General features: G+C 63.5%; 14 protein-coding genes. 6 read left to right on the top strand and 8 right to left on the bottom strand.

What is annotated here, in order from left to right; all coding sequences use genetic code 11:
* Positions 1–3: 3 nt before the first annotated feature.
* A complete protein-coding gene (purL, locus tag AACY13_RS05020) occupies positions 4–3,900 on the bottom strand; it encodes a phosphoribosylformylglycinamidine synthase (RefSeq protein WP_339459715.1) in 3,897 nt (1,298 codons plus the stop codon).
* A gap of 154 nt (positions 3,901–4,054) precedes the next feature.
* Between purL and mltF the strand changes: the two genes are divergently transcribed.
* The gene (gene mltF / locus AACY13_RS05015; RefSeq protein WP_339459714.1) at positions 4,055–5,515 is read left to right on the top strand and encodes a membrane-bound lytic murein transglycosylase MltF; all 1,461 of its coding nucleotides are present in this window, start codon (positions 4,055–4,057) and stop codon (positions 5,513–5,515) included.
* An 80-nt stretch (positions 5,516–5,595) separates the two neighbouring features.
* Here mltF and tadA read toward each other — a convergent pair whose 3' ends face one another.
* The 5 genes from tadA to AACY13_RS04990 all read right to left on the bottom strand — a co-directional run bounded on the left by tadA (position 5,596) and on the right by AACY13_RS04990 (position 11,520).
* Positions 5,596–6,078, bottom strand: coding sequence for a tRNA adenosine(34) deaminase TadA (gene tadA / locus AACY13_RS05010; RefSeq protein ID WP_339459713.1), 483 nt, complete (start codon positions 6,076–6,078; stop codon positions 5,596–5,598).
* A 78-nt stretch (positions 6,079–6,156) separates the two neighbouring features.
* The gene (locus AACY13_RS05005; protein ID WP_339459712.1) at positions 6,157–7,527 is read right to left on the bottom strand and encodes a multicopper oxidase family protein; all 1,371 of its coding nucleotides are present in this window, start codon (positions 7,525–7,527) and stop codon (positions 6,157–6,159) included.
* Between the two features lie 171 nt (positions 7,528–7,698).
* Positions 7,699–9,279, bottom strand: coding sequence for a glutamine-hydrolyzing GMP synthase (gene guaA, locus AACY13_RS05000; protein WP_339459711.1), 1,581 nt, complete (start codon positions 9,277–9,279; stop codon positions 7,699–7,701).
* A 90-nt stretch (positions 9,280–9,369) separates the two neighbouring features.
* A complete protein-coding gene (guaB, locus tag AACY13_RS04995) occupies positions 9,370–10,839 on the bottom strand; it encodes an IMP dehydrogenase (protein ID WP_339459709.1) in 1,470 nt (489 codons plus the stop codon).
* 129 nt (positions 10,840–10,968) lie between these two features.
* The gene (locus AACY13_RS04990) at positions 10,969–11,520 is read right to left on the bottom strand and encodes a sugar ABC transporter ATPase (protein ID WP_339459707.1); all 552 of its coding nucleotides are present in this window, start codon (positions 11,518–11,520) and stop codon (positions 10,969–10,971) included.
* Positions 11,521–11,703: 183 nt separating this feature from the next.
* On the opposite strand from AACY13_RS04990, the gene xseA reads away from it, so the two are divergent.
* The 4 genes from xseA to leuA all read left to right on the top strand — a co-directional run bounded on the left by xseA (position 11,704) and on the right by leuA (position 17,311).
* Positions 11,704–13,083, top strand: a complete 1,380-nt coding sequence (xseA, locus tag AACY13_RS04985) for an exodeoxyribonuclease VII large subunit (RefSeq protein ID WP_339459706.1) — start codon at positions 11,704–11,706, stop codon at positions 13,081–13,083.
* A gap of 50 nt (positions 13,084–13,133) precedes the next feature.
* The gene (locus AACY13_RS04980) at positions 13,134–13,958 is read left to right on the top strand and encodes a peptidoglycan DD-metalloendopeptidase family protein (protein ID WP_339459705.1); all 825 of its coding nucleotides are present in this window, start codon (positions 13,134–13,136) and stop codon (positions 13,956–13,958) included.
* A 111-nt stretch (positions 13,959–14,069) separates the two neighbouring features.
* Positions 14,070–15,326, top strand: coding sequence for a mechanosensitive ion channel family protein (locus tag AACY13_RS04975; protein ID WP_339459704.1), 1,257 nt, complete (start codon positions 14,070–14,072; stop codon positions 15,324–15,326).
* A 314-nt stretch (positions 15,327–15,640) separates the two neighbouring features.
* Complete coding sequence (leuA, locus tag AACY13_RS04970; protein ID WP_339459702.1) at positions 15,641–17,311, top strand: 2-isopropylmalate synthase; 1,671 nt, start codon at positions 15,641–15,643, stop codon at positions 17,309–17,311.
* 21 nt (positions 17,312–17,332) lie between these two features.
* Here leuA and AACY13_RS04965 read toward each other — a convergent pair whose 3' ends face one another.
* Positions 17,333–18,400, bottom strand: coding sequence for an SDR family oxidoreductase (locus tag AACY13_RS04965; protein ID WP_339459701.1), 1,068 nt, complete (start codon positions 18,398–18,400; stop codon positions 17,333–17,335).
* 76 nt (positions 18,401–18,476) lie between these two features.
* On the opposite strand from AACY13_RS04965, the gene AACY13_RS04960 reads away from it, so the two are divergent.
* Entirely contained in the window at positions 18,477–18,848 is a 372-nt protein-coding gene (locus AACY13_RS04960) for a MerR family transcriptional regulator (protein WP_339459700.1), read from the top strand.
* Here the strand turns inward: AACY13_RS04960 and AACY13_RS04955 are convergent.
* On the bottom strand, positions 18,835–19,617 hold the full coding sequence (locus AACY13_RS04955; protein ID WP_339459698.1) for an amidohydrolase: 783 nt from the start codon (positions 19,615–19,617) through the stop codon (positions 18,835–18,837). The genes AACY13_RS04960 and AACY13_RS04955 overlap by 14 nt on opposite strands.
* Between the last annotated feature and the right edge of the window lie 52 nt (positions 19,618–19,669).

Here is a 19,669-nt window from a genome sequence, read left to right as displayed (position 1 = left end):
CGATCAATCCACCCAGACCCGGGCGTTGCGGAACATACGCAGCCAGCCGGCGTCTTCCTGCCAGTCATCCGGCTTCCAGGAGTTCTGCACGGCGCGGAACACCCGCTCCGGGTGCGGCATCATGATGGTCACGCGGCCGTCGCGACTGGTCAGGCCGGTGATACCGCGTGGCGAACCGTTGGGGTTGGCCGGGTAGGTTTCGCTGACCTTGCCGTGGTTGTCGATAAAGCGCATGGCCACGCAACCGGACAGGTCGGCCTCGAGCAAGGCTTCCTCGCTCTCGAACTCGGCATGGCCTTCACCGTGGGCGATGGCGATTGGCATGCGCGAACCGGCCATCCCGCGCAGGAAGATCGAGGCCGACTCCTGCACCTGAACCATGGCCACCCGCGCCTCGAACTGCTCCGAGCGGTTGCGCACGAAGTGCGGCCAGAACTCGCTGCCGGGGATCAGCTCGTGCAGGTTGCTCATCATCTGGCAGCCGTTGCACACGCCCAGGGCGAAGCTGTCCTTGCGCTCGAAGAAGGCCTGGAAGCCATCACGGGCCCGGCTGTTGAACAGCACCGACTTGGCCCAGCCCTCACCTGCACCGAGCACGTCGCCGTAGGAGAAGCCGCCGCAGGCGACCAGGCCCTTGAACTCGTCCAGGCTGACTCGACCGCTGAGGATATCACTCATATGCACGTCGATTGCGTTGAAACCGGCGCGATCGAAGGCTGCGGCCATTTCCACCTGGCCGTTGACGCCCTGCTCGCGCAGCACGGCGATCTGCGGACGCACACCTTTGCGGATATAGGGGGCACTGATGTCTTCGTTGACATCGAAGCCGAGTTTGACCGACAGGCCCGGATTGTCTTCTTCCAGCAGCGCGTCGAATTCCTGATCGGCGCACTGGACGTTGTCGCGCAGACGCTGGATGCGGTAGCTGGTTTCGCTCCACTGGCGCTGCAGCAGGCGGCGCTGGCCGGCGAATACCGGCTGACCGTTGAAGCCGATTGCCACGGCATCGCTGTTGACCGGTTGGCCGATCACCGCCACGCAATCGCCCAGGCCGGCGGCACTGAACTGCGCCAGCACTTCCGGGGTGGCGTCCTGATGCACCTGGATCACCGCGCCCAGCTCTTCGTTGAACAGCACGGCGGCCAGCTCATTACTGTCGCCGGCCAGGGCATCGAGGAACAGATTCAGCCCGCAGTGACCGGCAAAGGCCATCTCCAGGGCGGTGACCAGCAGGCCACCGTCGGAGCGGTCGTGGTAGGCGAGGATATGACCATCGGCGTTGAGGCCCTGGATCACCGCGAAGAAGGCCTTGAGGTCTTCGGCGTCATCCACATCCGGGGCCTGGCTGCCGAGCTTGCCGTAGACCTGAGTGAGGATCGAGGCGCCCAGACGGTTCTGCCCACGGCCCAGATCGATCAGGATCAGGTCGGTTTCGCCCTTGTCCATGCGCAGTTGCGGGGTCAGGGTCTTGCGGATATCGCCGACCGGGGCGAAGCCGGTAACAACCAATGACAGCGGCGAGGTCACGCTCTTCTCCGCGCCGTCATCCTGCCAGCGGGTCTTCATCGACATCGAGTCCTTGCCCACCGGGATGGTGATACCCAGCTCGGGGCACAGCTGCATACCGACTGCTTGAACTGTGTCGTACAGACGGGCATCTTCGCCCGGGTGGCCGGCGGCGGCCATCCAGTTGGCGGACAGTTTGATATCGGAAATCTTCTCGATGCGCGAAGCGGCCAGGTTGGTCAGGGTTTCGCCAATCGCCATGCGCCCGGACGCCGCAGCATCGAGCAGCGCCAGCGGCGTGCGCTCGCCCATGGCCATGGCTTCACCGGTGTAGACGTCGAAGCTGGTGGCGGTGACCGCGCAATCGGCCACCGGCACCTGCCACGGGCCGACCATCTGATCGCGGGCCACCAGACCGGTAATGGTGCGGTCGCCGATGGTGATCAGGAAGCTCTTGCTGGCCACGGCCGGGTGATGCAGCACGCGGGTCACGGCTTCATCGATGGCCAGGGTGCTGGCATCGAAATCGTCACCCAGCTCGCTTTCCCGGGTGGCCGAGCGGTGCATGCGCGGGGCCTTGCCGAGCAGAACGTTGAGCGGCATATCCACGGCGTTGTTGCCGAAATGGCTGTCGGTCACGGTCAGGTGGGCTTCTTCGGTGGCCTCACCGACCACGGCAAACGGGCAACGCTCGCGTTCGCAGATCGCCTTGAAGCGCTCGAAGTCGGCGGCATCCACCGCCAGCACGTAACGCTCCTGGGATTCGTTGCTCCAGATTTCGTGCGGGGCCATGCCCGGCTCGTCATTGGGCACATTGCGCAGCTCGAAGCGCCCGCCGCGCCCGCCGTCGTTGACCAGTTCCGGGAAGGCGTTGGACAGACCGCCCGCGCCGACGTCGTGGATAAAGGCGATGGGGTTGTGCTCGCCCAGCTGCCAGCAACGGTCGATAACCTCCTGGCAGCGGCGCTCCATTTCCGGGTTCTCGCGCTGTACCGAGGCGAAATCCAGGTCGGCCGAACTGGCACCGGTGGCGACCGACGAAGCGGCACCGCCGCCCAGGCCGATCAGCATGGCCGGGCCGCCGAGCACGATAAGCTTGGCCCCTACAGTGATCTCGCCCTTCTGCACGTGATCTGCACGGATGTTGCCCATGCCGCCGGCCAGCATGATCGGCTTGTGGTAACCACGCACTTCTTCACCACGCGGGGTCTGGATCGCCTGCTCGAAGGTGCGGAAGTAGCCGGTCAGGGCCGGGCGGCCGAATTCGTTGTTGAACGCCGCGCCACCCAGCGGGCCTTCGATCATGATGTCCAGAGCGGTGACGATGCGCTCGGGCTTGCCATAAGGCACTTCCCAGGGCTGCTCGAAACCCGGGATCTGCAGGTTGGAGACGGTGAAACCGGTCAGACCCGCCTTGGGCTTGGCACCACGACCGGTCGCGCCTTCGTCGCGAATCTCGCCACCGGAACCAGTGGAGGCACCGGAGAACGGTGAGATGGCGGTCGGATGGTTGTGGGTTTCCACCTTCATCAGGATATGCACCGGCTCCTGGGTCGCGCCGTACTGGCGGGTTTGCGCGTCCGGGAAGAAGCGCCCGGCGGTGTGCCCGACTATCACCGAAGCGTTGTCCTTATAAGCAGACAGCACGCCTTCGTTGTGCATCTGATAGGTGTTCTTGATCATGCCGAACAGGGATTTTTCCTGGCTCTGGCCGTCGATATCCCAGCTGGCATTGAAGATCTTGTGCCGGCAATGCTCGGAGTTGGCCTGGGCGAACATCATCAGTTCGATGTCGTGGGGGTTGCGCCCCAGGTCATTGAAGCTGCTCACCAGGTAGTCGATTTCGTCCTCGGCCAGGGCCAGGCCCAGTTCGACGTTGGCCTGCTCCAGGGCGGCGCGGCCGCCACCCAGCACATCCACCGCGGTCAGCGGCCTGGGCTGGGCGTGGCTGAACAGCGCGCCGGCCCCTTCCAGGTTATCCAGCACCAGCTGGGTCATGCGGTCGTGCAGCAGCTCGGCGACCTGCTGCGCGTCGTTGGCGCTCAGCTCGCCAGTCACGTAATAGGCCAGGCCGCGCTCGATGCGCTGAATCTTCGCCAGGCCGCAGTTGCGGGCGATATCGCTGGCCTTGCTCGACCAGGGAGAGATAGTGCCGAAACGCGGAATGGTCAGAAACAGGCGGCCGCTGGGCTCCTGCACCGGCACACTCGGGCCGTATTTCAGCAAACGGGCCAGCACCTGCTCTTCATCGGCATTCAGAACGCCGCTAACTTCGGCAAAATGCGCGAACTCGGCATACAGCCCAGTGACAGCGGGTACCTTGCCGGTCAGTTGTTCGAGCAATTTACCGTGACGAAAAGCAGAAAGGGCGGGAGCGCCGCGCAGGATCAACATCGGGGACAGCCTCTGGGAAGGGGGTGTACTTTGAGGCCGTGCATTCTAGCCTAAAGCGTCGCCAACAGCACCCGCGGCAGCACGAATCGCGCTAGCAGAGAAGCGCTGCACTGTCGAGATATGGCGCGCCCCATGCTTTGCGTATACTGCGCCAATGTTTGCTCAATCTGCGTTCCGTCCGCGCTGTGCCCGCTGGCTGTCGGCGATCGGAATCCTCCTGCTGCTCGGCGGCTGCGCTGAAGAACCCAGCACACTCGAGCGCGTTCAGGCGGAGGGTGTACTGCGGGTGATCACCCGTAACAGCCCGGCCACCTATTTCCAGGACCGTAACGGCGAAACCGGCTTCGAATACGAGCTGGTCAAGCGCTTTGCCGACGACCTGGGCGTCGAGCTGAAAATCGAAACCGCCGACCACCTCGACGATCTGTTTACCAGCCTGGGCCAGCCCGGCGGCCCGGTGCTGGCCGCCGCCGGCCTGGTCGAAAGCGCCAGCCGGCGACAGAGCGCACGCTTCTCCCTGCCCTACCTGGAGGTCACCCCCCAGGTGATCTACCGCAACGGCCAGCAGCGCCCCACCCGCCCGGCCGACCTCGCGGGCAAGCGCATCCTGGTTCTCAAGGGCAGCAGCCACGCCGAACAACTGCAGGCATTGCAGGCGCAACTGCCCGAGCTGAGTGTCGAGGAGTCCGCCGCGGTGGAAGTGGTCGACCTGCTGCGCATGGTCGACGAGGGACAGATCGACCTGACCCTGGTCGACTCCAACGAACTGGCGATGAATCAGGTGTACTTCTCCAACGTACGGGTGGCCTTCGACCTGGGCGACTCGCAGAACCTGGCCTGGGCGGTCGCCCCCGGGGAAGACACCAGCCTGCTGGACGAAATCAACGCCTTTATCGAACGCGCGCACAAGAATGGCAGCCTGCAGCGCCTGAAGGATCGCTATTACGGTCACGTCGACGTACTCGGCTATGTCGGTGCCTACACCTTTGCCAAACACCTGCAGCAGCGCCTGCCGCGCTACGAACAGTTCTTCCGCCAGGCGGCGCAGAACAACCAGGTCGACTGGCGCCTGCTGGCTGCCATGGGCTATCAGGAATCACTCTGGCAACCGACCGCCACCTCGAAGACCGGCGTACGTGGCCTGATGATGCTGACCCTGCGCACCGCCCAGGCCATGGGCGTGTCCAACCGACTCGACCCCAAGCAGAGTATCGACGGCGGAGCCAAGTACATCGCCCACGTGAAAAAGCAGCTGCCGCAGAGCATCGAGGAACCGGATCGCACCTGGTTCGCCCTGGCCGCCTACAACGTCGGCGGCGGCCACCTGGAAGATGCGCGCAAGCTGACCCAGGCCGAAGGCCTGGACCCGAACAAGTGGCTGGATGTGCAGAAGATCCTGCCGCGCCTGGCGCAGAAGCAGTGGTACAGCAAGACCCGTTACGGCTACGCCCGCGGCGGCGAGCCGGTGCATTTCGTGCGCAACATCCGCCGCTATTACGACATCCTCACCTGGGTCACCCAGCCGCAGCTGGAAGGCACCCAGCTGGCCGACAGCAGCCTGCATGTGCCCGGGGTGAACAAGACGCCGCCGCCGGAAGAACTGCCGCCGCTGTAGTCCGGCACCTGCCCAGCCCCGGATTGCGCCTCGTGTTTCGCCTGCCGTTCTCCGCGGGAGGGCTGAAGCGCTGAGAACCTCTACCGCGTTGCACGGCGCATCTTGAAAAACTCGCTAAGCACCGCACCGCATTCCTCGGCCAGCACCCCGCCCTCGATCAACACCCGATGATTGAGAAATGCCTGATCGAAGAACTCACCGCGACTCACGGCCACCCCGGCCTTGGGCTCGGTTGCGCCATACACCACGCGCTGCACCCGCGCATGCACGATCAGCCCGGCGCACATGCTGCACGGTTCCAGAGTCACATACAGGGTGCTGCCCGGCAGGCGGTAGTTGTCCACGGCCCGGGCAGCGGCACGTATCGCCACCATCTCGGCATGGGCGCTGGGGTCATGACTGGAAATCGGGCAATTGAAACCGCGCCCGACAATCTCGCCGTCCTGCACCAGCACTGCACCGACCGGCACCTCGCCCAGGGTCGCCCCCTCAGCGGCCAGGGCCAGAGCCTCACGCATGAAATGCGCGTCGCGTGAGCGGTCGATGATTTGTACTCTTTTCATGGGTTGAATCCGTAGGATGGAAAACCGCGAAGCGTTTACCACCAAAAAAGCCGGTGGATGTAAAAAGCGACACCCACCCTACGCCACCTCAATCGAGGCCATCAGGCCGGTTTCCATATGGTCGATCACATGGCAGTGGAACATCCACACCCCGGGATTATCGGCGACCAGCGCCACCCGCGCACTTTCGTTCTTGCCCAGCAGGTAGGTGTCGGTGAAATACGGAATAACCGCCTTGCGATTGGACGCCAGCACCTTGAAGGTCATGCCATGCAGGTGGATCGGGTGCTGATACTGGCTGAGGTTGCGCAACTCGAAGATATAGCTTTTGCCCAACTGCAGGCTGGCAATCGGCCGATCGGCACAGGTCTTGTCATTGATATCCCAGGCCTGGCCATTGATCTGCCAGAAGCGGTGGGCCGCGCCCTGGGCCAGACCCACGGAAACGGCCCCGGCCCACTCGAAGTTGAACCGCAGGGTTTCGGCAGCAGCCAGATCCGGCTCGGCAACCGGGTTGGCCGGCAAGGCTGGCGGCCATTCGCCCGCCACCTCGGCACTGGGCTGCGCGCGCAGGGTCGCCAGACGCAATGGGCCGTTGCGCAGCGACAGCTCTACGCCGGCCGACGGCACCTTCAGCCCCAGTTCGAGACGCATGCCCGGCCCCAGCCAGTACTCCTTGCCCAGCGGTCGGGGCTCGACCGGATTGCCGTCCAGCGCATAGATGCGTGCATCCGCGCCGGGCAGGTTGAGGCGATAGGTCAGGGTGTTATCCAGATTGATCAGGCGCAGACGCACCACCTGCCCGGCCGGCAAATCCAGGGTGGGCGCGTGCACGCCATTGACCGTACTCAGCCGCCCCGGCGTGCCGCCACGCGCGGCCTCGCGCGGCACGCTGAAGGCAGTGAAGGCACCTCGCTCGTCGATATGCCAGCTTTTCAGGTTAAGCGTGTGGTCATGGCGAAAGCCCGTCGGCTCACGCTCATCGACAATCAAAGCGCCGACCAGGCCGCGACCCAGCTGCTCGCCGCTGGCGACATGGGGGTGATACCAGAAGCTGCCGGCATCGGGGGTGATGAAGTTGTAGTCGAAGTATTCACCCGGCAGCACCGGCAGCTGCGAAACATAGGGCACGCCGTCCATGGCCAGCGGCAGGCGAATGCCATGCCAGTGGATGGTGGTCGGCACCTCCAGCTTATTAATAAAGCGCACGCGCAAGCGCTCGCCCTGACGGCAGCGCAACTCCACACCAGGCGCCTGACCACCGTAGGCCCAGGCCGGTGTGGTATGCCCCGACACCAGCTCGATATCCAGCGGCGCGGCGATCAGTTCATAGTCATGGGTCGCCACATTTTCCGGACGGCCCAGCCAATAGCGCACGCCGCCAGCACCGAGGCCGACAACGCCAAGACCAGCCAGGCCGACCAGCATTTGTCTGCGGGTAAAGGACATAGGGATTCCCGTAGCCCGGATGCAATCCGGGAAGATATCAGCCCGGATTTAATCCGGACTACCAATTGCAATATCTTCTCATTTAAGCGGCGGGACTGACGACCCCGAAAAACGGACAGGATGCCGCAGCAGAAACGACAAGGGCAGCTTTCGCTGCCCTTGCCGGCTACATCACTCCCACTCGATGGTGGCAGGCGGCTTGCTCGACACGTCGTAGGTGACGCGGGAGATGCCCTCGATCTCGTTGATGATGCGGTTGCTGACTTTCTCCAGCAGCTCGTAGGGCAGGTGCGCCCAGCGGGCGGTCATGAAGTCGATGGTTTCCACCGCGCGCAGGGCCACGACCCAGGCGTAACGACGGCCGTCACCGACCACGCCGACCGACTTGACCGGCTGGAACACCACGAAGGCCTGACTGGTCTTGTGGTACCAGTCGAAGTTACGCAGCTCTTCGATAAAGATATGGTCGGCGCGACGCAGGATGTCGGCGTATTCCTTCTTCACTTCGCCGAGGATGCGCACGCCCAGACCCGGGCCCGGGAACGGATGGCGGTAGACCATGTCGTAGGGCAGGCCCAGCTCCAGGCCGATGCGCCGTACTTCATCCTTGAACAGCTCGCGCAACGGCTCCACCAGCTTGAGGTTCATCTCCTCCGGCAGGCCGCCGACGTTGTGGTGCGACTTGATCACGTGGGCCTTGCCGGTCTTGGCACCGGCCGACTCGATCACGTCCGGGTAGATGGTGCCCTGGGCGAGGAACTTGATGTTGTCCAGCTTGCTGGCTTCGGCATCGAATACGTCGATAAAGGTGCGACCGATGATCTTGCGCTTCTTCTCCGGGTCGGCTTCGCCGGCCAGGTTGCCGAGGAACTGCTCTTCGGCGTTGGCGCGGATCACCTTGACCCCCATGTTCTCGGCGAACATGGCCATCACCTGCTCGCCTTCATGCAGGCGCAGCAGGCCGTTGTCGACGAATACGCAGGTCAGCTGATCGCCGATGGCCTTGTGCAGCAGCGCCGCGACCACCGAGGAATCCACGCCGCCGGACAGGCCGAGCAGCACGTTGGCGCTGCCAACCTGGGCGCGCACCTGGGCGATGGCGTCTTCGACGATATTCGACGGCGTCCACAGCGCCTGGCAGCCGGCGATTTCCAGGACGAAGCGGGAAAGGATGCGCCCGCCCTGCTTGGTATGGGTCACTTCCGGGTGGAACTGCACGCCGTAGTAGCCGCGATGATCGTCGCACATGGCGGCAATCGGGCAGCTCGGGGTGCTGGCGAGAATATGGAAGCCTTCCGGCAGGGTGGTGACCTTGTCGCCATGGCTCATCCACACGTCCAGGCCGAACACGCCATCGTCGTCGATATGGTCTTCGATGCCGTCGAGTAGACGAGCCTTGCCGACCACGTCGACGCGGGCGTAACCGAACTCACGCAGATCCGACCCCTGGACCTTGCCGCCGAGCTGCTCGGCCATGGTCTGCATGCCGTAGCAGATACCCAGCACCGGTACGCCGAGATCGAACACCGCGTGCGGCGCGCGTGGGCTGTCGAGCTCATGCACCGACTCCGGGCCACCGGCGAGAATGATCCCGCGCGGGGCGAAGGCGCGGATGTCTTCGTCGCTCATATCGAAGGGGTGCAACTCGCAATACACGCCGATCTCACGCACGCGGCGGGCGATCAATTGGGTGTACTGGGAACCGAAATCCAGAATCAGGATGCGGTGGGCGTGAATGTCAGGATGGGACATGGCCGTCTCTCGTAGCGGAATTCGCAAATAACTCGGGGCTGCCCTGCAAAAACAGCGACAGCCCCGTGCTTCATATCAACTGATCAACAATCAGCCCACGCGATAGTTCGGGGCTTCTTTGGTGATCTGCACATCGTGCACATGGGACTCGGCCATGCCGGCACCGGTGATGCGCACGAACTCCGGCTTGCTGCGCATCTCTTCGACAGTCGCGCAACCGGTGTAGCCCATGGAGGCACGCAGGCCGCCCATCAGCTGGTGAACGATGGCGGCCATCGCGCCCTTGTAAGGAACACGACCTTCGATGCCCTCCGGCACCAGCTTCTCGGCACCGGCCGAGGAATCCTGGAAGTAACGATCCGAGGACCCCTGGGCCTGCGCCATCGCACCCAACGAACCCATACCGCGGTAGGCCTTGTAGGAGCGGCCCTGGAACAGCTCGACTTCGCCCGGGGCCTCTTCGGTACCGGCCAGCATCGAGCCGATCATCACGCAGGAGGCACCGGCGACGATGGCCTTGGACAGGTCACCGGAGAAGCGGATGCCGCCATCGGCGATCAGCGGAATACCGCTACCGGCCAGTGCAGCGGCGACATTGGCCACGGCGGAAATCTGCGGCACACCGACGCCTGCGACGATACGGGTGGTGCAGATCGAGCCCGGGCCGATGCCAACCTTGACCGCATCCGCGCCGGCTTCGGCCAGGGCCTTGGCCGCTGCGCCGGTGGCGATATTACCGCCGATCACCTGGACTTCCGGGAAGGTCTGTTTGACCCAGCGCACCCGGTCGATCACGCCCCTGGAGTGGCCGTGGGCGGTGTCGACGATGATCACGTCAACGCCGGCATGCACCAGCGCGGCAACGCGGTCTTCGGTATCGGCACCGGTGCCGACAGCTGCGCCGACGCGCAGACGCCCCTGGTCGTCCTTGCTGGCCAGCGGGTAGGCCTTGGCTTTTTCGATATCGTTGACGGTCATCATGCCCTTGAGGCGGAACTGCTCGTCGACGATCAGCACGCGCTCGATGCGGTGCTTGTGCAGCAACTTGCGCACCACCTGGGTGTCTTCGCCTTCCTTGACCGTGACCAGGCGCTCTTTGGGCGTCATCACGTCGCGCACCTTGGCCCCCATGTCGGTCTCGAAACGCACGTCACGGCTGGTGACGATGCCGACCAGGTCGCCATCGTGCAGCACCGGCACACCGGAGATGTTGTTCTGCCGGGTCAGCTCGAACAGGTCACCCACGGTGGCGTCGGCCTCGATGGTGATCGGGTCCTTGACCACACCGGACTCGTAACGCTTGACCTTGCGCACTTCGGCAGCCTGCTGCTCGGCGGTCATGTTCTTGTGGATGATGCCGATGCCGCCTTCCTGAGCCATGGCGATGGCCAGGCGGGCTTCGGTCACGGTATCCATGGCCGCAGAGAGCAACGGGATATTCAGCTCGATGCCACGGGTCAGGCGCGTTTTGAGGCTGACATCCTTCGGCAGAACTTCGGAATAACCTGGAATAAGTAGAACGTCGTCGAAGGTAAGAGCTTCTTGACTGATACGCAGCATGGCGGGGGCTCCCGGACGGGAAAATAGGAAGCGCGCCATTATACTCAGACGCCCCCCTGCACTCAATGCAAACAATCGGCTAGGCGTGCTGATTGTTGAGATGCGCGCCGACAACGTCGCCAATCTGACCTACAAGTCAACTCTTACTAGCGATAGCGGATAACCCAAACGCGCGGCGAAGTCGTCGAGAAAGCTCTGCTTGAAACCGGCATCCGCCCAGTTGTTGAAGATAAACCCCAGGTTGGAGAAGCCGCAGGGCTGCAGAAACATAAAGCCGTTGATATCGTCTTCATGGCCGCATAACGGACACCTGAAGTTGTCGGTGTGCGCCGGCATCCATTCCTCCAGGCTGTCGAACAACCTTCCCCCAACCTCCCGTCTGCACTCAGGACAGCCCGCCTCCTCGAGAAAGCCCGCCGTCGGGGTATAGATGCAGCGCTTGTAGATGATTTCCAGGCCATGCACCGCCTGCCCAAACGGCAGCAACTCGGGACGCTCGACCACCCGCCGCGCGCCCTCGGCAATGCCATACCCCATATGCTTGAAGGTACGCCCGCAGGTGCTCAGCTGCTCTTCGATGATGTTCTGCTTGACCAGCCAGCGCACGATCAATCGCGCCCGCGCCTCATGCCCGGGAAAGCTGGAAATCTGCGGCACGATAATGGCTTGCTGCTCACTCATAACGGGACTCGATTGGTACTCAAGGCGCGCAGCTTAATGGCCACACGACGCCGGTCAAGGCCGACATCCCTCATCCGGCGCTGCGCGCCACCTTCTCCCGGAGGGAGAAGGATATTAGGAAGGCGTCGCTGCGCAACTTCTAACCTCTATGGCCAGATCGGCAAAGCCTTTACTATGCCGACCATGATCAAAGATCCCTTCCAACGCCTGAACCTCGATCGCGAGGTGCTCAGCGTCAGCCAACTGAACAACCGCGCACGCCTGCTGCTGGAAGATGTATTCGGCGGCATCTGGGTCGAGGGGGAAATTTCCAACCTGGCCCGGCCGGCGTCCGGGCATATCTATTTCACCCTTAAAGATAGTCAGGCCCAGGTGCGCTGCGCGCTGTTCCGGCAGAACGCCGCCAAGGTGCGCCAGGCGCTGCGCGACGGCCTGGCGGTCAAGGTACGCGGCAAGGTCTCGCTGTTCGAAGGCCGCGGCGATTACCAACTGATTCTCGATACCGTGGAGCCCGCCGGCGATGGCGCGCTGCGCCTGGCCTTCGAGGCGCTGAAGGAAAAACTCGGTACCGAGGGGCTGTTCGCCGCCGAGGCCAAAGTCGCCCTGCCGGCCCACCCGAAACGCATCGGCATTATCAGCTCGCCGACCGGCGCGGTGATCCGCGACATCATCAGTGTATTCCGCCGCCGCGCGCCGCAGATCGAACTGTGCCTGATCCCCACCGCCGTGCAGGGCCGCGAAGCCACTGCGCAGATCGTCCGCGCCCTGGGCCTGGCCGACGCCCAGGGCTTCGATGCGCTGATCCTGGCCCGCGGCGGCGGCTCGCTGGAAGACCTCTGGTGCTTTAACGAAGAAGCTGTGGCCCGCGCCATTGCCGCCTGCCGCACGCCCATCGTCAGCGCCGTGGGCCATGAGACCGACGTATCCATCGCCGATTTCGTCGCCGACATCCGCGCACCGACGCCCTCGGCCGCCGCCGAACTGCTGGCCCCCGACAGTAGCGAACTGGTGCAGCGCCTGCACAACCTCAAGCGTCGCCTGCACCTGCGCATGCAGCACCGCCTGGAACGCGAACGCATGCGCCTGGACGGTCTGCAGCGGCGCTTGCGCCACCCCGGCGAGCGCCTGCGCCAACATGCACAACGCGTCGATGACCTGGATATGCGCCTGACCCGCGCCTTCACACGGCAACTGAATAATCGCCGCGAACGCCTGACTCACCTGCAGACCCGCCTACTGAGCCTGCACCCGGAGCGCAACCTCAAGCTGCTCGATCAGCGCCTGCAAGCCCTGGCCGAGCGCCTGCAACGCAGCATGCGCGAAGGCCTCAAGGCGCGCCGCCTGCAACTGCATAGCCAGGTGCAGACGCTGCACGCGGTCAGCCCGCTGGCGACCCTCGGCCGAGGCTACAGCATCCTCCTCGATGAGCGCGGCCGGGCCATCCGCAACGCCGCCGACACTCGTCCCGGCCAGCGCCTGAAGGCGCGCCTGGGCAACGGCGAGCTGGATGTGCGGGTCGAAGACAACCATCTACAGCCGGTTACCCTCTCGCTGCTCGATTGACCTTTTATACAGGTGGATAAGCTTCGCGTTATCCACCCTACGGATATTCAATGCGCCTATTTACTCTGCTCACCCTGTTCTGTCTCGCCCTACCCGTCCACGCCGAAGGCTTTATCAGTCGTCTACTGAACAAACCGGTGCCCGGCGGTGTGGCAGTAGTTGATCTGGGCACGGGAGAAACCGCGCCCAATGTGCGCTATCAGAACAAACCGGTATTGGTAATCAAAGAAGATCAGCAGCGCTGGATCGCCATCGTCGGCATCCCCCTGAGCGTGAAGCCCGGCACTCAGCAGATCAGCGTCAATGGCAGCCAGGCATTGAGCTTTCAGGTCGGCAGCAAGCATTACGTCGAGCAACGCATCGCCATCAAGAACCAACAGCAGGTCAATCCGAACGCCAAGAACCTTGCGCGCATCGAGCGCGAACTGGCCGAGCAGACCCGCGCCTACCAGCAGTTCAGCCCGCGCCAGCCGAGCAACCTGCTGTTCGACAAACCGGTGGGCGGGCCGTTGTCGAGCCCCTTCGGCCTGCGCCGCTTCTTCAACGGCGAGGAGCGCAATCCGCACTCCGGGCTGGACTTCGCAGCCAATAGCGGCACGCCGATCAAGGCTCCCGCCGCCGGCAAGGTGATCCTGATCGGCGACTACTTCTTCAACGGCAAGACGGTGTTCGTCGACCACGGCCAGGGCCTGATCAGCATGTTCTGCCACCTCTCGGCCATCGACGTAAAAGTCGGCGCGGAGATTCCCCGCGGCGGCGTACTCGGCAAGGTCGGCGCGACCGGTCGCGCAACCGGGCCGCACCTGCACTGGAACGTCAGCCTGAATGACGCCCGGGTCGATCCGGCGATCTTTATCGGGGCCTTCAAGCCCTGACGGGATTGCGCCTGGGTTGATCGCCACCGCTTTGTTATGGTCTGCCCCTCTACAATTGGCGAGCCCTGTGCTAGCCGCTCGCCTTTAATCGTCCGAACTAGGGAGCTTGATATGCCGCAAGCGCTTGCCGCATGGCTTGACTGGCTGCAACAACACGCCGAGATTTTCACCCTGATTAGCGCCAGCTTGCTCCTGCTGAGCGCCTGGCTAAGCAACTGGCTGGTCAAGCGGATCCTCGTCCGAGTCGTATGCCACCTGATCGACGCCACCGCTCTGGGGCGCAACGCTCAGAACCTGGATAACGAGCTGATCAAGCGCCTGGCCAACATTGTCCCGGCACTGCTGATCAGCGCGAGCATCGGACTGATCCCCGGTCTTCCGGAAGGCCTGGTCAGCGTGACACGCAATGTCTGCAGCGCTTTTATCGTGCTAACCGTTGCGCTGGCCTTGAGCCTCCTGCTGGATATCGCCAACACCCTCTACAACCTGCGCGATGACGCGCACCTGCGGCCGATCAAGGGCTACCTGCAGGTGCTGAAAATCGGCCTGTTCGCCGTCGCCGCGATCCTGATGATCGCCACCCTGATCGACCGCTCGCCGCTGATCCTGTTATCGGGCCTGGGGGCCATGGCCGCCGTACTGATGCTGATTTTCCAGGACACCCTGCTGTCGCTGGTGGCCAGCGTGCAGATTTCTTCCAGCGACATGGTGCGCGTGGGCGACTGGATCGAAATGCCGCAACTGAACGCCGATGGCGATGTGATCGATATCGCCCTGCACACCGTCAAGGTGCAGAACTGGGACAAGACCATCAGCACCATTCCAACCAAACGCTTTATCAGTGACCCATTCAAGAACTGGCGCGGCATGCAGGAGTCCGGTGGGCGGCGGATCAAGCGCAGCCTGCTGCTCGACCAAACCAGCATCAGCTTCCTCAGCCCGGAACAGATCGCCCGCCTGCAGCGCTTTCTGCTGCTCGGCCAGTACCTGAGCAGCAAACAGAGCGAGCTGCTCAGCTGGAACACCGAATTGGCCGAAGCCAGCCAGGAGCCGGCGAATACCCGCAGGGTCACCAACATCGGCACCTTCCGCGCCTATGTCGAGCACTACCTGCGTCGACATCCGGACATCCATCAGGAAATGACCCAGCTGGTCAGGCAGCTGCACCCGACCGCAGATGGCCTGCCGCTGGAGCTGTACTGCTTCACCAACACCATCGCCTGGGCACGCTACGAAGCCATCCAGTCGGATATCTTCGACCACCTGCTGGCGATTCTTCCCGAGTTCGGCCTGCGGGTTTTCCAGCACCCCAGCGGGGTCGATATGCGCGAACTGAAAAGCAGCCTGCTGTCTGCCGCCCAAGGCTAGCGAATGGCGGGTACGGCAGAAAGCGCCACCCGCAATCCGCACAAAGCACGGCGACATTTTTTGGCATTTAAATCACCAAAACCACCGCAAAGCGCTTATTAAAATCAATTTTTTGACATGGCTTGCCAGCTTTCACCTCAAGGATTAGGGTTGACGCCATGCACATCTCTCACACCCTAATTCTGCTGCGCCAACACGCCAATCTCTGTTTGGTCAGCCAGCGACTGCGTGGCTAATTCTTACGCCAACGCCCCGCCCTCTTTTCAGATTCAGCCCGGCCCGCCGCTTGCGAGCGCCGCGACAAGGAACTTCAAATGAGCATGCTTAAAGACCCGTCCAGCAAGTACCGCCCGTTTACCCAGATTGCCATCCCGGATCGCACCTGGCCGGACAAGATCATCGACCAGGCACCGATCTGGCTGTCCACCGATCTGCGCGACGGCAACCAGTCGCTGATCGAGCCGATGGACGCCGAGAAGAAGATGCGCTTCTTCAAGTGCCTGCTGGCCGTGGGGCTGAAGGAAATCGAAGTGGGCTTCCCGTCCGCCTCGCAAACCGATTTCGACTTCGTCCGCGAGCTGATCGAGGGCGGCCATATCCCGGATAACGTGACCATTCAGGTGCTGACCCAGGCCCGCGACGACCTTATCGAGCGCACCTTCGAGTCGCTCAAGGGGGCCAAGCGCGCCATCGTCCACTACTACAACGCCTGTGCGCCGAGCTTTCGCAAGATCGTCTTCAACCAGGACAAGGCCGGCGTCAAAGCCATCGCCGTGGCCGCCGGCAAAACCATCAAGCGCCTGGCCGACGCCGCACCCGAGACGCGCTGGGGCTTTGAGTATTCGCCGGAGGTGTTCAGCTCCACCGAAATCGACTTCGCCGTCGAGGTGTGCAACGCGGTGGTCGAGGTGTTCCAGCCGACTCAGGCGAACAAGCTGATCCTCAACCTGCCGGCGACCATCGAGTGCGCCACGCCGAACAACTACGCCGACCAGATCGAGTGGTTCGGCCGCCATATCGACAAGCGCGACAGCCTGCTGATCAGCGTGCACACCCACAACGACCGTGGCACTGGCGTGGCCGCTTCGGAACTGGCGGTGATGGCCGGCGCGGATCGCGTCGAAGGCTGCCTGTTCGGCAACGGCGAGCGCACCGGCAACGTCTGCCTGGTGACCCTGGCGCTGAACCTCTACACCCAGGGCGTCGACCCGCAACTGGACTTCTCCGATATTGACACCGTGCGCAAGGTGGTCGAGGACTGCAACCAGATTCCGGTGCACCCGCGCCATCCGTACGTCGGCGACCTGGTGCACACCGCTTTCTCCGGCTCGCACCAGGATGCGATCCGCAAGGGCTTCACCCAGCAGCAGGCCGATGCCGTCTGGGAAGTGCCCTACCTGCCGATCGACCCGGCCGACATCGGCCGCGATTACGAGGCAGTAATCCGCGTCAACAGCCAGTCCGGCAAGGGCGGCATCACCTTCCTGCTCGAGCAGGAGTACGGCATCAACCTGCCGCGGCGTATGCAGATCGAGTTCAGCCAGGTGGTGCAGAAGGAAACCGACCGCCTCGGCCTGGAAATGAGCGCCGCGCAGATCTACCAGCTGCTGGAGCGCGAGTACCTGCAAGCCACCACGCCTTACGCCCTGAAAGGCCATCGCCTGCAGGAAGAGAACGGTACCAGCGCGGTTGATGTCGAGATCGTCAATGCCGGCGAAACCCAGCACTGGCGCGGTATCGGCAAAGGCCCGCTGGAAGCCCTGGTGGCCGGTTTGCCGGTGGCCGTGGAGATCATGGATTACAGCGAGCACGCCATCGGTGCCGGCACCAACGCCAAGGCCGCCGCCTATATCGAGCTGCGCGTCAACGGCGGCCGCGCGCTGCACGGCATCGGCATCGATGAAAACCTCACCACCGCCAGCTTCCGTGCGCTGTTCAGCGCACTGAATCGGGCCATCGGCCAGGCCGCCGAACAGGCCGCCTGATCGTCGAGCGGGGCATCAGCTCTATGTGGCTGATGCCTCATTCGTCAGATAGCGCGCGGTGGCCTGCAAGGCCTGGTCGATATCCGGCCAGTGCAGTCGATGGCGCTGCGCCAGGGCCTGGGTCGCGGCAGTATCAAAACGCGTGGTCTGGATAAAGTCCAGCGACTCGGCATCGGTACGCAGCAACCGTGGCACCCCCGGAATTTTCAGCAGCGCCCGCAGCACAGGTATCGGCATATGCCGACTCGGTGCGCCGACGCCCAGCGTCTGCGCCAATTGCTGCAGCATGCCCTGCAGGTTCGGCGTAGCGGTATCCAGGGCGAGAATCTCCTGCCCTGCCTGCTGCTCATCGAAGGCTGCGGCCACTATCAGCTCGGCGAGAAAATCCACACTGACCAGCGGCAGCCAATGCGCTGTCGAACCCGGTATCGCCCCGAGCCGGCCGCCAGCCAGGTTGCCGATCAACCCGGCCAGCGGCTGCGCTGGCAGAATATGCCCGCTACGGCTATGGCCGCACACGGTGGCCGGGTGCACCACCGTCAGTGGTGCCTGCAGCTGCGCCATACGCCCACGCACGCGAAAATGCGCCTCCAGCTTACTGCCCTCATAGGCCCCGGTACGCCGATAGACCCTGTCCCAGTCAGTGCGCTCGGGGCGCTGCAGATCGATACCGATGCGCTGTAGATGCCCGTGATTGGCCAACATAAAGCCGCCTACCATCAGCAACCGACTGCCTTGCTGGGCCGCCAGCTCGGCCACCGCCAGCGCGCCCTCGACATTGACCTGACGCGCCTGCTCGGCAGCCAGCCCCCAGGCGAACTGCGCGCCCAAGTGGAACACCACGTCAGCCTGACGCACCGGCTCACGCGCGGCAGCATCCAGGCCCAGGCCAGCCCGCCCCAGGTCGCCGGCCACCGCCGTCAGCCGCTCACCCTGGCCGCCCAAGCGCTCGATCTGCGCACGCAGGGCCGGCAAGCTGTGCGGCTGGCGCATCAGCAGCGTCGCCGAGTATCCCTTACGGGTCAGCAGCGCCAGGAGGTGCTGGCCGATAAAGCCGCTACCGCCGGTTACCAGACAGTGTTTATTCATGATCATTCCACCCGAACCGTTAAAGACCCGAGCAGGCTAAACTGTCGAGCACACTCTATAGTCAAGCGGGATTTACATGCGTATTGGTGAACTGGAAAAACGCAGCGGTGCCAGCCGTCATACCCTGCGCTACTACGAGAGCCTGGGGCTGATCAGCGCCCTGCGGCGCGACAACAATTACCGTGAATACAGCCAGCAGACGCTCAACGACCTGGGTTTTATCCAGCAGGCGCAGGGCATGGGCTTTTCCCTGGGCGAGATCGGCGAAATCCTCCAGGCCCAGCGCGAGCAGCAGCTCGACTGCGCCCAGGGCGCAGCGCTGGTCGGGCGCAAGCTGGCCGAGGTGGAGCAGAAGATTGCCGATCTGCAGCAATTGCGCGAGTTTCTGCGCAGCGAGAAGCTGCGCCTGGAAGCCAGTGCCGCCGAACAGGCGGCTAGGTCAGGCTAAAGTCGTCGGCATCCAGATGGGCCGGAAAGCGCTGACGATAACTGGCCAGGGCGTCGGCCTTGAGGGTGACGCGAAAGACGCCATCCGCCGCGCCGGGTTCAAGCAGCGGCTCGCCCTGAAAGTCCAGCACCTGGCTGTCGCCGCTGTAGGCATAGCCCTTGCCGTCCTCGCCGACACGGTTAACCGCCGCCACATAACAGAGGTTCTCGATAGCCCGCGCCGGCAGCAGGCGGTTCCAGTGATTGCGCCGCGCCGCCGGCCAGTTGGCGGTGTAGAGCAGCAGGTCGGTGGCCTGCGGGTCTCGGCTCCACACCGGGAAACGCAAGTCGTAGCAGATCAGCGGCCGCACCTGCCAGCCGTTCACCTCCAGCAATACTTGCTGCTCACCCGCACTGTAGTGTTTGTGTTCACCGGCCATACGAAACAGATGGCGCTTATCGTAATGCGCCAACGTGCCATCCGGCCGCGCCCAGAGCAGGCGATTGCGGTAGCTGCCATCGGCGGCCTGGATAATCAGGCTGCCGGTGACCACCGCCTGCAGCGCCAGGGCCTGCTCACGCAGCCACTGGCTGGTAGGACCACCCTCGGGTTCGGCGAGGGCGGCGGAGTCCATGGAAAAACCGGTGCTGAACATCTCCGGCAGCACGACCAGATCGACACCGCAGGCCTGCTGCAGCAGGCTTGCGAAATGCCCACGATTGGCGGATGGATCCTGCCAGACCAGGGTGGTCTGGATCAGTGCCAATTCGAGGTCGGGTTTGTCATTCACGTCATTTCACTCGCCGTAGGGTGGATGTCGCTTTTCACATCCACCACGCTTT

It is taken from the genome of Pseudomonas sp. EA_105y_Pfl2_R69, assembly GCF_963970915.1.
Lineage (GTDB): Bacteria > Pseudomonadota > Gammaproteobacteria > Pseudomonadales > Pseudomonadaceae > Aquipseudomonas.
Note: the sequence above shows the minus strand (reverse complement) of the source record. Positions and strands in the feature narration are given on the sequence as shown.